Origin of the sequence: Pseudomonas sp. MWU13-3659, assembly GCF_023757525.1 — a bacterium.
Taxonomy (GTDB): Bacteria; Pseudomonadota; Gammaproteobacteria; order Pseudomonadales; family Pseudomonadaceae; genus Aquipseudomonas; species Aquipseudomonas entomophila_E.
In genome coordinates, this window is record NZ_JAMSHW010000015.1 from 102,179 (window position 1) to 116,579 (window position 14,401).

Annotated in this window: 12 protein-coding genes and 4 tRNA genes; 6 read left to right on the forward strand and 10 right to left on the reverse strand. The window is 61.3% G+C overall.

The window, feature by feature from the left end; genetic code table 11:
- Positions 1–82: 82 nt before the first annotated feature.
- The 10 genes from lon to NGM28_RS18900 all read right to left on the reverse strand — a co-directional run bounded on the left by lon (position 83) and on the right by NGM28_RS18900 (position 8,405).
- Positions 83–2,479 carry an endopeptidase La gene (lon, locus tag NGM28_RS18855; protein WP_252091097.1) on the reverse strand — a complete coding sequence of 799 codons (2,397 nt, stop codon included), beginning with the start codon at positions 2,477–2,479 and terminating at the stop codon, positions 83–85.
- A 156-nt stretch (positions 2,480–2,635) separates the two neighbouring features.
- Entirely contained in the window at positions 2,636–3,919 is a 1,284-nt protein-coding gene (clpX, locus tag NGM28_RS18860; protein ID WP_044487893.1) for an ATP-dependent Clp protease ATP-binding subunit ClpX, read from the reverse strand.
- A 108-nt stretch (positions 3,920–4,027) separates the two neighbouring features.
- Positions 4,028–4,669 (reverse strand): ATP-dependent Clp endopeptidase proteolytic subunit ClpP, encoded by a 642-nt coding sequence (clpP, locus tag NGM28_RS18865; RefSeq protein WP_011533114.1) that lies wholly within the window; start codon positions 4,667–4,669, stop codon positions 4,028–4,030.
- A gap of 90 nt (positions 4,670–4,759) precedes the next feature.
- A complete protein-coding gene (tig, locus tag NGM28_RS18870; RefSeq protein ID WP_252091098.1) occupies positions 4,760–6,073 on the reverse strand; it encodes a trigger factor in 1,314 nt (437 codons plus the stop codon).
- Positions 6,074–6,462: 389 nt separating this feature from the next.
- Positions 6,463–6,762, reverse strand: coding sequence for a DUF6388 family protein (locus NGM28_RS18875; protein WP_252091099.1), 300 nt, complete (start codon positions 6,760–6,762; stop codon positions 6,463–6,465).
- Positions 6,763–6,871: 109 nt separating this feature from the next.
- Positions 6,872–7,651, reverse strand: coding sequence for a class I SAM-dependent methyltransferase (locus NGM28_RS18880; RefSeq protein WP_240064990.1), 780 nt, complete (start codon positions 7,649–7,651; stop codon positions 6,872–6,874).
- Between the two features lie 313 nt (positions 7,652–7,964).
- Positions 7,965–8,040: transfer RNA gene (locus NGM28_RS18885), tRNA-His, on the reverse strand.
- 36 nt (positions 8,041–8,076) lie between these two features.
- Positions 8,077–8,161: transfer RNA gene (locus NGM28_RS18890), tRNA-Leu, on the reverse strand.
- A 56-nt stretch (positions 8,162–8,217) separates the two neighbouring features.
- A tRNA-His gene (locus tag NGM28_RS18895) sits at positions 8,218–8,293 on the reverse strand.
- A gap of 35 nt (positions 8,294–8,328) precedes the next feature.
- Positions 8,329–8,405: transfer RNA gene (locus tag NGM28_RS18900), tRNA-Arg, on the reverse strand.
- 252 nt (positions 8,406–8,657) lie between these two features.
- On the opposite strand from NGM28_RS18900, the gene folD reads away from it, so the two are divergent.
- The 6 genes from folD to hisM all read left to right on the forward strand — a co-directional run bounded on the left by folD (position 8,658) and on the right by hisM (position 14,399).
- Entirely contained in the window at positions 8,658–9,512 is an 855-nt protein-coding gene (gene folD / locus NGM28_RS18905) for a bifunctional methylenetetrahydrofolate dehydrogenase/methenyltetrahydrofolate cyclohydrolase FolD (RefSeq protein ID WP_011533109.1), read from the forward strand.
- 268 nt (positions 9,513–9,780) lie between these two features.
- On the forward strand, positions 9,781–10,698 hold the full coding sequence (gene ctlX / locus NGM28_RS18910) for a citrulline utilization hydrolase CtlX (RefSeq protein ID WP_213660356.1): 918 nt from the start codon (positions 9,781–9,783) through the stop codon (positions 10,696–10,698).
- A 19-nt stretch (positions 10,699–10,717) separates the two neighbouring features.
- Positions 10,718–11,764, forward strand: coding sequence for an ornithine cyclodeaminase (gene ocd / locus NGM28_RS18915; RefSeq protein WP_252091100.1), 1,047 nt, complete (start codon positions 10,718–10,720; stop codon positions 11,762–11,764).
- A 364-nt stretch (positions 11,765–12,128) separates the two neighbouring features.
- Entirely contained in the window at positions 12,129–12,911 is a 783-nt protein-coding gene (locus NGM28_RS18920; protein WP_502943875.1) for an ABC transporter substrate-binding protein, read from the forward strand.
- A gap of 70 nt (positions 12,912–12,981) precedes the next feature.
- The gene (locus tag NGM28_RS18925) at positions 12,982–13,689 is read left to right on the forward strand and encodes an ABC transporter permease (RefSeq protein ID WP_252091102.1); all 708 of its coding nucleotides are present in this window, start codon (positions 12,982–12,984) and stop codon (positions 13,687–13,689) included.
- A complete protein-coding gene (gene hisM, locus NGM28_RS18930; protein WP_240064995.1) occupies positions 13,686–14,399 on the forward strand; it encodes a histidine ABC transporter permease HisM in 714 nt (237 codons plus the stop codon). Before NGM28_RS18925 ends, hisM begins: the two co-directional genes overlap by 4 nt.
- The last annotated feature ends 2 nt before the right edge of the window (positions 14,400–14,401 follow it).

Consider the following 14,401-nt stretch of genomic DNA (forward strand, 5'->3'; position numbering starts at 1 on the left):
GAGTGGCCTGTTGACACTGGCGTGCCGCTTTATAGCAAGGCCCCGAAAATGCTGTCAACCAAGCCCCCCAGCGAAATACGTACTAGTGCGTGCTGATTCTTTCCTTAGCATCGCCGTCGCGCTTTTCATCTTTCGCGACAATCTCCGGAGCCACATCTGGCAAGGGCTCCGGGGCGTATTGCAGCGCAATTTGGAGGACTTCGTCAATCCATTTGACCGGTTTGATCTGAAGATCCTGCTTGATGTTTTCCGGAATCTCCTTGAGATCGCGAACGTTTTCCTCGGGAATGATCACCGTCTTGATCCCGCCACGGTGCGCCGCCAGCAGTTTTTCCTTGAGCCCGCCAATGGCCAGGACCTGGCCACGCAGGGTGATCTCACCGGTCATGGCGACGTCGGCACGCACAGGAATCTGGGTCAATGCCGACACCAGCGCGGTGCACATGCCGATACCCGCGCTCGGGCCATCCTTGGGAGTGGCGCCTTCCGGCATGTGGATGTGAACGTCGCGCTTCTCATGGAAGTCTGCGGCGATCCCCAGGCTCTGGGCACGACTACGCACGACTGTCTGCGCGGCGGTGATCGATTCGACCATGACGTCACCGAGCGAACCGGTCTTGATCAACTGGCCCTTGCCCGGGATGACCACGGCCTCGATGGTCAGCAGTTCGCCACCCACCTGGGTCCAGGCCAGGCCCGTGACCTGACCGATCTGGTCCTGCTGTTCAGCCAGGCCGTAGCGGAACTTGCGCACACCCAGCAGCTGCTCGAGCTGTTCGCCGGCCACCTTGACCTTCACCTGCTTGCTGCCGGTGTGTTCCTTGACCACCTTGCGGCAGACCTTGGCAATCTGCCGCTCCAGGCCACGCACGCCGGCTTCGCGGGTGTAGAAGCGGATGATGTCGCGGATTGCCGACACATCGACCTCCAGCTCATCCTTCTTCAGGCCGTTGGCCTTGACCTGCTTGGGCACCAGGTACTTGACCGCGATGTTGATCTTCTCGTCCTCGGTGTAACCCGGCAGGCGGATGACTTCCATGCGGTCGAGCAGCGCCGGCGGGATGTTCATCGAGTTCGAGGTGCACAGGAACATCACGTCCGAGAGGTCGTAGTCGACTTCCAGGTAGTGATCGTTGAAGTTGTGGTTCTGCTCGGGGTCGAGCACCTCCAACAGCGCCGAGGCGGGATCGCCACGCATGTCGCTGCCCATCTTGTCGATCTCGTCGAGCAGGAAGAGCGGATTGCGTACACCGACCTTGGTCATTTTCTGAATCAGACGACCAGGCATCGAACCGATGTAGGTGCGACGATGACCACGGATCTCGGCCTCGTCACGCACGCCACCCAAGGCCATGCGCACGAACTTGCGGTTGGTGGCGGCAGCGATCGATTCGGCCAGCGAGGTCTTGCCGACGCCGGGCGGACCGACCAGGCACAGCACCGGGCCACGGATCTTCTTCACGCGCTTCTGTACGGCGAGGTATTCGAGGATGCGCTCCTTGACCTCTTCCAGGCCGTAATGGTCCGAGTCGAGAATCTCTTCGGCCTTGGTCAGGTCCAGGCGCACCTTGCTCTGGGCTTTCCATGGCACCTGCACCAGCCAGTCCAGGTACGAACGCACAACAGTGGCTTCAGCCGACATCGGCGACATCTGCTTGAGCTTGTTCAGCTCGGCCTGGGCCTTGGCCAGGGCGTCCTTGGGCAGGCCGGCGGCATCGATGCGCTTCTTCAGCTCCTCGACTTCGTTGTGGCCTTCGTCGCCATCACCGAGTTCCTTCTGAATGGCCTTCATCTGCTCATTCAGGTAGTACTCGCGCTGGCTACGCTCCATCTGCTTCTTCACGCGACCACGGATGCGCTTTTCGACCTGCAGCAGGTCGATCTCGGCATCCAGCAAGGCCAGTACGTGCTCGACACGGGCCTGCAGGTCGACGATCTCGAGGATCTCCTGCTTCTGCTCGATCTTCAACGCCATGTGCGCGGACATGGTGTCGACCAGGCGCCCTGGCTCCTCGATGCTGTTGAGCGAGGACAGTACTTCGGCCGGGACTTTCTTGCCCAGTTGCACGTACTGCTCGAACTGCGACAGCAGGGTGCGCACGAACACCTCGGACTCGCGCTCGGCGGTCTCGGTTTCGTCGATCAGGCTGACTTCGGCACGGACGTGCCCTTCGACTTCGGTGAAGCGCTCGACCGCGCCGCGCTGCTCGCCTTCGACCAGCACCTTGACGGTGCCATCGGGCAGCTTGAGCAGTTGCAGCACGGTCGCGACAGTACCGACGCGATACAGGGCATCTTCGCCCGGATCATCGTCGGCGGGATTCTTCTGGGCCAGCAGCAGGATCTGCTTTTCGCCCGTCATCGCGGCCTCGAGGGCTTCGATGGACTTCTCACGCCCCACGAACAGCGGGATAACCATGTGCGGATAGACGACGACGTCCCGCAATGGCAAAAGAGGCAAGTCGAGGGTGGTCTTCATGATTTCGCCTCTACAGCGGCCTTGTGGCCGGAAACCGTTGGAAATGGTGCTTGGGGCTAATGTGGGGGCAGCCTTGGGAAATTACAAGCGCGGTGTCCATGAAATGCAGAAAGGGGCCCGAAGGCCCCTTTGCTGGTTGCTGCACCCCTGCCCGAATCAGGCGTCGGGGGCGGCCTTGGCTTGCGGCTCGCTGTTCTCGTAGATCAGCAGCGGCTGCGAAGTCCCTTCGATGACGCTTTCATCGATCACCACCTTGCTGACTTCCTTCTGCGAAGGAATTTCGTACATGGTGTCGAGCAGCACGCCTTCGAGGATGGAACGTAGGCCGCGGGCGCCGGTCTTGCGCTCCAGAGCCTTGCGTGCAACGGCCTTGAGCGCATCGCTGCGGAACTCGAGGTCGACGCTTTCCATCTCGAACAGCTTGGCGTATTGCTTCGTCAGCGCGTTCTTCGGCTCGGTGAGGATCTGCATCAGCGCAGCCTCATCCAATTCGTCCAGCGTGGCCAGCACAGGCAGGCGACCGACGAACTCGGGGATCAGGCCGAACTTGACCAGATCGTCCGGCTCGACTTCACGCAGCGACTCGCCAACTTTCTTGCCTTCTTCCTTGCTGCGTACTTCAGCGCTGAAACCGATGCCACCCTTGGTGGAGCGGTTCTGGATGACCTTTTCCAGGCCAGAGAAGGCGCCACCGCAGATGAACAGGATATTGCGGGTATCGACCTGCAGGAATTCCTGTTGCGGGTGCTTGCGACCACCTTGTGGTGGTACGGAAGCCACGGTGCCTTCGATCAGCTTCAACAGCGCCTGCTGCACGCCCTCACCCGAGACGTCACGGGTGATGGACGGGTTGTCCGACTTGCGCGAGATCTTGTCGATCTCGTCGATGTAGACAATGCCCATCTGGGCCTTTTCCACGTCGTAGTCGCACTTCTGCAGCAGTTTCTGAATGATGTTCTCGACATCCTCGCCCACATAACCGGCCTCGGTCAGTGTCGTGGCGTCGGCAATGGTGAACGGTACGTTCAGCAGGCGTGCGAGTGTCTCGGCGAGCAAGGTCTTGCCCGAGCCGGTCGGCCCGATCAGCAGGATGTTGCTTTTGCCAAGTTCGACTTCGTCGCCCTTCTTGTCACGCTGGTTCAGGCGTTTGTAGTGGTTGTACACCGCTACGGCCAGGACCTTTTTAGCGCGCTCCTGACCAATGACGTACTGGTCCAGGATGCCGCTGATTTCTTTCGGCGAGGGTAATTTATGCGCGTTGCTCTCGGCCTGGGCTTCCTGCACCTCCTCACGGATGATGTCGTTGCACAGGTCGACGCACTCGTCGCAGATAAATACCGAGGGGCCGGCAATCAACTTGCGTACTTCGTGCTGGCTTTTGCCGCAGAAGGAGCAATAGAGCAATTTGCCGTTGTCCTCGCCATTACGGGTGTCAGTCATTCGATCGATCCAATCCGGTAGGCTTGAAACACAAGATGAAGGCAATCGCTGGCTTTTTCAAGTCCGCGGACGGGCACAATCCGTGCCCGCCCGCTCTGGCGCATTGCTTCAGGATGCCAGTTGCCGCTTGTCGTAGACCGAGTCGATCAGGCCGTACTCGGCCGCGCGCGCAGCGCTCATGAAGTTGTCACGCTCGGTGTCGCGCTTGATGGTTTCCAGCGACTGGCCAGTGTGGTGGGCCAGCAGCTCGTTCAGGCGCGCCTTGATGTTGAGGATTTCCTGGGCGTGGATCTCGATGTCGGTCGCCTGGCCCTGGAAGCCGCCCAGCGGCTGGTGAATCATCACCCGCGAGTTGGGCAGGCAGTGGCGCTTGCCGGCGGCACCGGCCGCCAGCAGGAAGGCGCCCATGCTGCAGGCCTGGCCGATGCAGATGGTCGAGACGTCCGGCTTGATGAACTGCATGGTGTCGTAGATCGACATGCCGGCAGTCACCGAACCGCCCGGCGAGTTGATGTACAGATGGATATCCTTGTCCGGGTTTTCCGCCTCAAGGAACAGCAGTTGCGCCACCACCAGGTTGGCCATGTAGTCTTCTACGGGGCCGACCAGGAAGATCACCCGCTCCTTCAGAAGGCGCGAGTAGATGTCATAGGCGCGTTCGCCACGGGCGGACTGCTCGATAACCATCGGGACCAGGCCGCCTGCGGCCTGGATGTCAGAGCTCTGCTGAATATAAGAATTGCGGGACATGTCCTGCACTCACTCCCAAATAGTCATGGCTTGAATACGCACAAGCCAGCGCGAAGGCTGGCTTGTGGGGTTCCTACGAGAGAAGCCTTATCACTCAGCGGCGGCAGGTGCCTGTGCTGGCTTGACAGCTTCTTCGTACGAGACCGATTTGTCGGTCACAGTCGCTTTCTGCAGGACAGTATCTACAACTTGTTCTTCCAGTACAACCGAACGGACTTCGTTCAGTTGCTGGTCGTTCTTGTAGTACCAGGCAACGACCTGCTCAGGCTCTTGATAAGCCGAGGCCATTTCCTCGATCACCTTGCGAACTTCGGCTTCATCAGGCTTCAGCTCGAACTGCTTGACCACTTCGGCGACGATCAGGCCCAGCACGACGCGGCGCTTGGCTTGCTCTTCGAACAGTTCGACCGGCAGCTGCTCAGGCTTGATGTTGCCACCGAACTGCTGGACAGCCTGCACGCGCAGACGGTTGACTTCGTTTTCCAGCAGGGCTTTCGGGACTTCGATCGGGTTGGCGGCCAGCAGACCGTCCATGACCTGGTTCTTGACCTTGGCCTTGATGGCCTGACGCAGTTCACGCTCCATGTTCTTGCGAACTTCGGCGCGGAAGCCTTCCAACGACGATTCCTTGATACCGAACTGGGCGAAGAAGGCTTCGTTCAGCTCAGGCAGCACAGGCGCGGAAACGCTGTTCACGGTGATGGTGAACTCAGCGGCTTTGCCAGCCAGGTCGAGGTTCTGGTAGTCCTCTGGGAAGGTCACGTTGACCACGCGCTCTTCGCCAGCCTTGGCGCCGACCAGGCCGTCTTCGAAGCCCGGGATCATGCGGCCGGAGCCCAGCACCAGTTGAGTGCCCTTGGCCGAACCGCCGGCGAAGGCTTCACCGTCGATCTTGCCGACGAAGTCGATGTTGACCTGGTCGTCGTTCGCAGCAGCGCGCTCGACAGCCTCGAAACGGGTGTTCTGCTTGCGCAGGACTTCCAGCATGTTGTCCAGGTCGGCGTCAGCGACTTCAGCGCTCAGGCGCTCGACGTTGATCGACTCGAAACCGGCAACGGTGAACTCGGGGAAGACTTCGAAGATGGCGACGAACTCGAGGTCCTTGCCTTTCTCGAACGATTTTGGCTCGACGGCAGGGGCGCCAGCCGGGTTCAGCTTCTGCTCGACGATGGCTTCGTAGAAGGAAGCCTGGACCAGATCACCGAAGGCCTCTTGACGGGCATCGGCTTCGAAACGCTGGCGGATCACGCTCATCGGCACCTTGCCCGGACGGAAGCCGGCAACCTTGGCGCGCTTGGCAGTCTGCTGCAGACGCTTGTTGACTTCGTTCTCGACGCGCTCGGCCGGAACGGCGATGGTCATGCGGCGCTCGAGAGCGGAAGTGTTTTCAACAGAAACTTGCATGGATATTCCTCGTTGCACAGACGTTAGCCGGCGATAGCCCGACTCCAGAATCAAGGGCAAACATTCTAGTGACTCATGCAACAGAAGTCACGCCACCTGGAGGGTCGGCAAACCATGCCGGTCGAATTCATTGAAAGGCCCGCCCGCCGCGGCGTCGAGCCGTTCGTTATCAGGGTCGCGGCGGACATCGTACGCCGTGCGACTGTAAAACTTTGTCAAACAAACCACAGGCAGTTGATATGTGGCTTTTTTTCGAGATTTCAAGGGCATTTGCGTAGAGGCCGGCAAGGGCTTGCCGAAGAGCTTGCAGCGCTCTTGAGACCGAGCGCAGCAAGACTATCGCCCCACACCTGGCCGCCTCAACGCGATACCACCGGAAAACACCAACCCTATTCCGGATCGATCTCATTGAACTGGCAGTACTCTTCCCACTCCATGCCCAGCGCCTCGGCCACCTCACGATGGGTCTCCAGGCGCATGGCCTGCAATTGCTCCGGCGACTCGGCGATCAGCTGCAGCGCGTATTCCCAAGGCTCGACGCCCTGCTCCTGCGCCGCATCCTCGAACGCCCATTCGATCTGCTGGGCCTGCTCGCGCGCATCCAGCTCGCGGATCTCCTCGAGCAATTGCGGATTCACTTCGGCAAAACGTTGCAATGCCAGGGCCTGGCGCGCTTCTTTGGCAATCATCGGTATTTCCCCTGCCGGCCCCAAGCCGGTGTTTCAACCGCCTGAAATCTATCAGTTTTCAGGCCGCCGCCACCAGAGGCGCAGGGCGACGAAACGCCCCGCGCAACCATCAGACGAAGCTGACGTTGTGACGTTGAGCGCCATAGACCACACGCGCCGCCGTGATCAACTGATGCGGAATTTCGACGTAAGGCACGTCCGAATTTGCCAGCGCCATGTCCAGGAGCTGAACCATGACCGAATTACGGCGCACCAGGATCACATCGGACCAATCGGTATTGGTCATCGCCACCGGAATGAAGTCGGAGCGCTTCATGAAGCTGCCCAGCGCTTCCAGCACGCCCAGGTTCTGCTTGGTGCCATTGACGCTATGGCAGCAGTCATTGAGCATCATCACGCCATCCGGGCCGACCAGCTCCTGGTAGTACATCAGGTCGCGCAGGACGAACTCGTATTGGTGGCTGGCGTCGACATAGACCACGTCGAACTGCTCGATACCCGTCTGCTGGCGCACCTTGTCGATAGCGCCGATGGTGTCGGAGCGGATCACCGTCACATCGGAGAGATGGGCAACATTGCTCAGGCACTCCTGGTAGAGCTTCTCCCAGGTGGCATCATCATGCAGCGAGCCACCATAGTAGTACTCGTACTCATCCACCGGAGACACCCATGGCGGCAGTTGGTCGAAAGGGCTGTAGGCCTCATTGGACAACTTGCTCCAGCTGTCGATCAGCACCATGCGCTCCGGCGCCAGCGCCTCGTGCAGCTTGATCGCATTCCCCCCACGCAGCACACCCAGCTCAGCCACTACCGGGCGCTTTTCCAGCGCATTGAATACCGCCCCGAGCAGGTGGTACATGTTTTCCCGATACGCGTTACAGACTTTCATGGTCTTTCCTTGTTTTCAGAGGATGGCCACGCCCGTGCATACCAGCGATGGACGCGCGCGCAATAACCAACCCCCTAGCAAGAAACCGACCAGCTCCCACTTGCCACCTGCAACCCTTGCGACACGGGCACTCACTACTCACCTGCAGCCTGCTCACAGGACGTACGACGCCAGCGAAATGACGCCCGCGCCAGAATTCCGCCCCATCGATCAATGTTGCAGAAACGAAAAATGCCGCGTTCGGCGGCATTTTCACGGGAGACAAATACAAAAAAGGCGCCTGACCATGCGATCAAGGCGCCCTTCTTAAATATGGGGTGGACGATGGGAATCGAACCCACGACAACCGGAATCACAATCCGGCGCTCTACCAACTGAGCTACGCCCACCATAATGCAATGTTGCGGTACAGACTTACAGAAACATGGTGCGGACGAAGAGACTCGAACTCTTACAGCTTGCGCCGCTGGAACCTAAATCCAGTGTGTCTACCAATTTCACCACGTCCGCATGAAACTCAAAAACAAAGGCGCCGGATCATTCAATCAAGGCGCCCCTGCAGAATCTGGGGTGGACGATGGGAATCGAACCCACGACAACCGGAATCACAATCCGGCGCTCTACCAACTGAGCTACGCCCACCATATTGCGGTACCACTTACTTGCCCAGGCCTTAATGGCGCACCCGGCAGGACTCGAACCTGCGACCATCCGCTTAGAAGGCGGATGCTCTATCCAGCTGAGCTACGGGCGCTTAAGCTTCCAGTCAAGCCGAACAAACCAACCGCTTATTCTGCCCGACCTTGCCAACCCGTGCCAGGCAGTGCCCGACAAGTGCGGCGAATCTTATAGACGGCCCTGCAGGGCGTCAACAGTTTTCTCAAAAAAATATAATTTATTGAAGGGCTTAGGGAATTTGCCCGACCATCCGCCTTTGCCCTCGGGCCGTCTCGTGAGAGAATGCCGCCTTCTTCATGTTCCCTTCTCGATGGTTAATCACGCGTCTATGACTGCACACCTTATCGATGGCAAGGCGATCGCCGCCAACCTGCGCCAGCAGATCGCCCAACGTGTCGCCGAGCGCCGCCAGCAGGGCTTGCGCACGCCAGGCCTGGCGGTGATCCTGGTCGGTACCGATCCGGCCTCCCAAGTCTATGTCTCGCACAAGCGCAAGGACTGCGAAGAAGTCGGCTTCATCTCGCAAGCGTTCGACCTGCCCAGCGATACCACGCAGCAAGCCCTGACCGACCTGATCGACCGCCTCAACGACGACCCGGCTGTCGATGGCATCCTGTTGCAGTTGCCGCTGCCGGCGCATCTGGATGCATCGCTGCTGCTCGAGCGCATCCGCCCGGATAAAGACGTCGACGGCTTCCACCCTTACAACATCGGTCGCCTGGCCCAGCGCATCCCCCTGCTGCGCCCCTGCACTCCAAAAGGCATCATGACCCTGCTGGAAAGCACCGGCCAGGATCTGTACGGCATGAACGCAGTGATTGTCGGCGCTTCGAACATCGTCGGTCGCCCCATGGCCATGGAGCTGCTGCTGGCCGGTTGCACCGTGACCGTCTGCCACCGCTTCACCAAGGACCTGGCCGGCCATGTCGGCCGTGCCGACCTGGTGGTGGTCGCTGCCGGCAAGCCGGGCCTGGTCAAGGGTGAGTGGGTCAAGGAAGGCGCCATCGTCATCGACGTCGGCATCAACCGCCAGGAAGACGGCAAGCTGGTGGGCGATGTGGTCTACGAGACCGCCCTGCCCCGCGCCGGCTGGATCACCCCGGTGCCGGGCGGCGTGGGCCCGATGACCCGTGCATGCCTGCTGGAGAACACCTTGTATGCCGCTGAAGAGCTGCATAAATAAGTTGTTCCGCCAGTAAGTGAAACGGCGCCCTTCAAGGCGCCGTTTCTGTTTGCACGCCAGCCTTGCTGGCGAAAAGAACGCCATGGCCCATGGCACCGATTGCATCGGTGTTCGCAGGGAAAGCCGGCGCCTGCGAGGTGTCAGCCGATTCGGCTGGCTGCCGCCCTATTTCAGCTGGTTCCGGCTGCCACTCCTTCACGCTTCAGCCGGGATCTTTTACCGATCCCCCCGACAATGGTCACACAGCCCACCTGTGGATGCGTGCCCAATGCAAACAACAAATACCGTCCTCATGATTCGCCCCGCGCGGTTCACCTTCAACCCGGACACCGCGCTCAACAATCGTTTCCAGCAAGCACCACTGGACCCGGCGACCGCCAGCGAGAAGGCCCTGGAGGAATTCGACGGCTACGTCGAAACCCTACGCCAGCACGGTGTCGAGGTGCTGGTGGTGCAGGATACGCCTGAGCCTCACACGCCGGATTCGATCTTCCCCAATAACTGGTGGAGCAGCCACGCCGACGGCAGCCTGGTGCTCTACCCGATGGAAGGCCGCAATCGCCGCCTGGAACGCGACAAGGGTGCGTTGCGCGTACTGGAGGAGCGTTTTGCCATCCAGCGCACCGTCGACCTGAGCCCGCTGGAACAGCAGAATCTGTTCCTCGAAGGCACCGGCAGCATGGTGCTCGACCGTGAGCACCGCATCAGCTATGCCTGCCACTCCGGGCGCACCCACGAACATGCCCTGCGCCAGTTCGCCGAACAGCTCGACTACCGCCTGTGCCTGTTCCACGCCGTCGACCGCCAGCACGCCCCCATCTACCACAGCAACGTGATGATGAACGTCGGCCGCCAGCTGGCCGTAGCCTGCCTCGACGCCCTGCCCCACGCCACGGAACGCCGCACCCTCGAACATTCGCTGCGTGATACCGGCAAGCAGGTGCTGGCGTTGACCTTCGAGCAGTTGGAGAACTTCGCCGGCAACATGCTCGAAGTCCACGACCGCGACGGTCGGTCGCTGCTGGTGATGTCACGCAGCGCCTGGCGTTCGCTGGAACCGCGGCAACGCCGCCAGGTGGAACAGCACAGCCATCCCGTGGTGGTGAATATCGATCATATCGAACGCATCGGTGGCGGCAGCGCGCGCTGCATGCTCGCCGAAGTCCACCTGCCCTCGCGCCACTGACTTGAAAAGGAGCCTCACCATGACCCGCTATATCGACGTGCAAGACCTCGCCCGCCTGGTCAACCGCAAGGGCCTGCCCACCTGCCTCGAGGAAATGGCCGAGTACATCCGCCAGGACTACCTGCGCTGGCACGACTTCGAGAAGTGCGCGCGCCTGGCCAACCATTCGCCCGACGGGGTGATCGAGCTGATGCCGGTGTCCGATGCCAACCTGTACGCCTTCAAGTACGTCAACGGGCATCCGAAGAACACCCACAACGGCCTGCTCACGGTAATGGCCTTCGGTGCCCTGGGCGATGTCGACACCGGCGCGCCGGTGCTGCTCAGCGAGATGACCCTGACCACCGCGATCCGCACCGCCGCCACCTCGGCCCTGGCCGCCCGCTACCTGGCGCGCCCGGACAGCAAGCGCATGGCACTGATCGGCAACGGCTCGCAAAGCGAATTCCAGGCGATTGCCTTCCACACGATGCTGGGCATCGACGAGATCCGCCTGTTCGACATCGACCGTGCGGCGAGCGAGAAACTGGCCGCCAACCTGGCCAGCTATCCACAACTGAAGTTGACCATCGCCACTGACGTCGCCGAAGCGGTGCGCAGCGCCGACATCGTCACCACGGTGACCGCCGACAAGGCCTACGCCACCATCCTCACCCCGGGGATGATCGAGCCAGGCATGCACCTCAATGCGGTCGGCGGCGACTGCCCGGGCAAGACCGAGCTGCACCGCGACATCGTCGAGCGTGCACGGGTGATCGTCGAGTACGAGCCACAAAGCCGTATCGAGGGCGAGATCCAGCAGATGCCAAGCGACTCGCCGACCACCGAATTCTGGGAGGTCGTCGAAGGGCGTGCCGCAGGACGTGAAAGCGCCGATCAGGTCACGCTGTTCGACTCGGTCGGCTTCGCCCTTGAGGACTATTCGGCGCTGCGCTATGTGCTGGATGTGGCCCGGGCGCTGGATATCGGGCATGACATCGCGCTGGTGCCAGCGCTTGAGAACCCGAAAGACCTGTTCGCCTTGCTGCGGCCCGTCTCGGCACGAGCCAAAGCCAACGCAGCCTGATTGCCCCCTGTAGGAGCGGCTTTAGCCGCGATGCAGGCGACGCGGTGCCTGGCACCCGCTTCGCGAGTGATCGCGGCTAAAGCCGCTCCTACGGAGGTCGCACCAGATCAATGAGTTAATACGGTGGTCGGCAGGGCGCGCGTGACACGCGGAATCCGCTGTCGCACTTCCATAAATCTTTGTCGGAACAGCCGATTCCGCTGTCGCGAGGAACCTAACAGCCGATTCCGGCTCCCGGCGCGCTAGCAAACGACACAAAAAACCTGTCTATCTCGCGCATCCTGAGCCCGACCCATGAGTCACCGACGGACCTACACGCGGTAATCGCCCTACTACCAATAACAACACCCAGGGACCCAAGACCATGCTCTCCATGCGAAAACGCCTCGGCGTGCTGCTGTTCTCGTTGTGTGCCACCACCATTTCCCACGCCAAGGAGTGGACCGAGATCCGCTTCGGCGTCTACCCCGAATACCCCCCCTTCGAATCCGTCGCCGCCGATGGCAGCCTGCAAGGCTTCGACATCGAACTGGGCAACGCCATCTGCTTGAAACTGCAGGTCAAATGCACCTGGGTGCACAACGAATTCGACGGCATGATCCCCGCCCTGCGCGCGCGCAAGTTCGACGCCATCATGTCGTCGATGGCGGTCACCCCGGCGCGCCTGAAGCAGATCGACTTCACCAACAAGCTGTTCCTCAGCCCGACCTCGGTGATCGTGCGCAAGTCGGCCGATTTCGGCGACACGGTCGAATCACTCAAGGGCAAGCAGGTCGGCGTGCTGCAGGGCTCGCTGCAGGAAGCCTACGCCCGCGCCGTGCTGGCGCCGCTGGGCGCGCAGGTCAAGGCCTACCAGGCCCAGGACCAGAACTACGCCGACCTGATGAACGGGCGCCTCGACGCCACGGTCACCGACAAGCTCGAGGCCCAGCTCAACTTCCTCTCCAAGCCTGAAGGCGCCGACTTCAAGAGCGGCCCGGCAATCAAGGACCCAACCCTGCCGCTGGACATCGCCATGGGCTTGCGCAAGACCGACCCGGAGCTCAAGGCCTTGCTCGACAAGGGCATCGCCATGATCCAGGCCGATGGCACCTACGCCGAGATCCAGAAGAAATACGTCGGCGACCTGGACATCTACAACGAGTGACCCGGCAGGCTGCCCGCCTCCCTGTGGGAGCGGGCTTGCCCCGCGATAGCCTCCCCGCGAGATTCCACCCATGCACGATTTCCTCTCAAGCGGCCTGCAAGGCTTCGGCCCGCTGCTGGCCCAAGGCACCTGGATGACCGTCAAGCTGGCCCTGCTGTCACTGGCCCTGAGCCTGCTGCTCGGCCTGCTTGGCGCCAGCGCCAAGTTGTCCCGCTCAAAACTGCTGCGCCTCCCGGCCACCCTCTACACCACGCTGATCCGCAGCGTCCCCGACCTGGTACTGATCCTGCTGATCTTCTACAGCATGCAGATCTGGCTCAACGACCTGACCGAGGTGCTGGGTTGGGACTACGTGGAGATCGACCCGTTCGGCGCCGGGGTGATCACCCTCGGTTTCATCTATGGCGCCTACTTCACCGAGAACTTCCGTGGCGCCATCCTCAGCGTGCCGGCCGGCCAGCTGGAGGCGGCCACCGCCTATGGCCTGAGCCGCGCCCAGCGCTTTCGCCTGGTGCTGTTCCCACAACTGATGCGCTTCGCCCTGCCGGGGCTGGGCAACAACTGGCTGGTACTGCTCAAGTCCACCGCGCTGGTGTCGATCATCGGCCTTGCCGACCTGGTCAAGGCCGCGCAGAACGCCGGCAAGACCACCAACGACGTGCTGTTCTTCCTGAGCCTCGCCGGGCTGGTCTACCTGCTCATCACCACCCTCTCCAACCACCTGCTCAAGCACCTTGAGCGGCGCTACAACATCGGCATCAAGGAGCTGGCGCGATGATCGAACTCCTTCAGGAATATGGCCTGGCCTACCTGTACAGCGATGGCAACGGCCTGTCGGGGCTGGCCATGACCCTCTGGCTGTTCGTCGCCAGCATGATCCTCGGCCTGGCGCTCTCGCTGCCCCTGGCCCTGGCCCGGGCGTCACGCAATGCCTGGCTGCGCCTGCCAGTGCAGCTGTACACCTTTGTGTTCCGCGGCACGCCGCTCTATATACAACTGCTGATCTGCTACACCGGGCTGTACAGCCTTCAAGTGGTGCGCGAGCACGCCCTGCTCGACCAGTTCTTCCGTAACGCGCTCAACTGCACGTTGCTGGCGTTCGTGCTCAACACGTGCGCCTACACCGTGGAGATCTTCGCCGGGGCCATCCGCAACCTGCCGGCTGGTGAGCTGGAAGCTGCCCAGGCCTATGGCCTGAGGGGCTGGAAGCTCAATCTGTTCCTGGTGCTGCCCGCCGCCCTGCGCCGCTCGCTGCCAGCCTACAGCAACGAACTGATCCTGATGCTGCACGCCACCTCGCTGGCCTTCACCGCCACCGTCGCCGACATCCTCAAGGTGGCCCGCGACGCCAACGCCGCGACTTTCCTGACCTTCCAGGCCTTCGGTGTGGCCGCCCTGCTGTACATGCTGCTGTCCTTCGCCCTGGTCGGCCTGTTCCGACTGGCCGAGCGCCGCTGGATGCGCTTCCTTGTCCCTGCCCGAGGCTGATT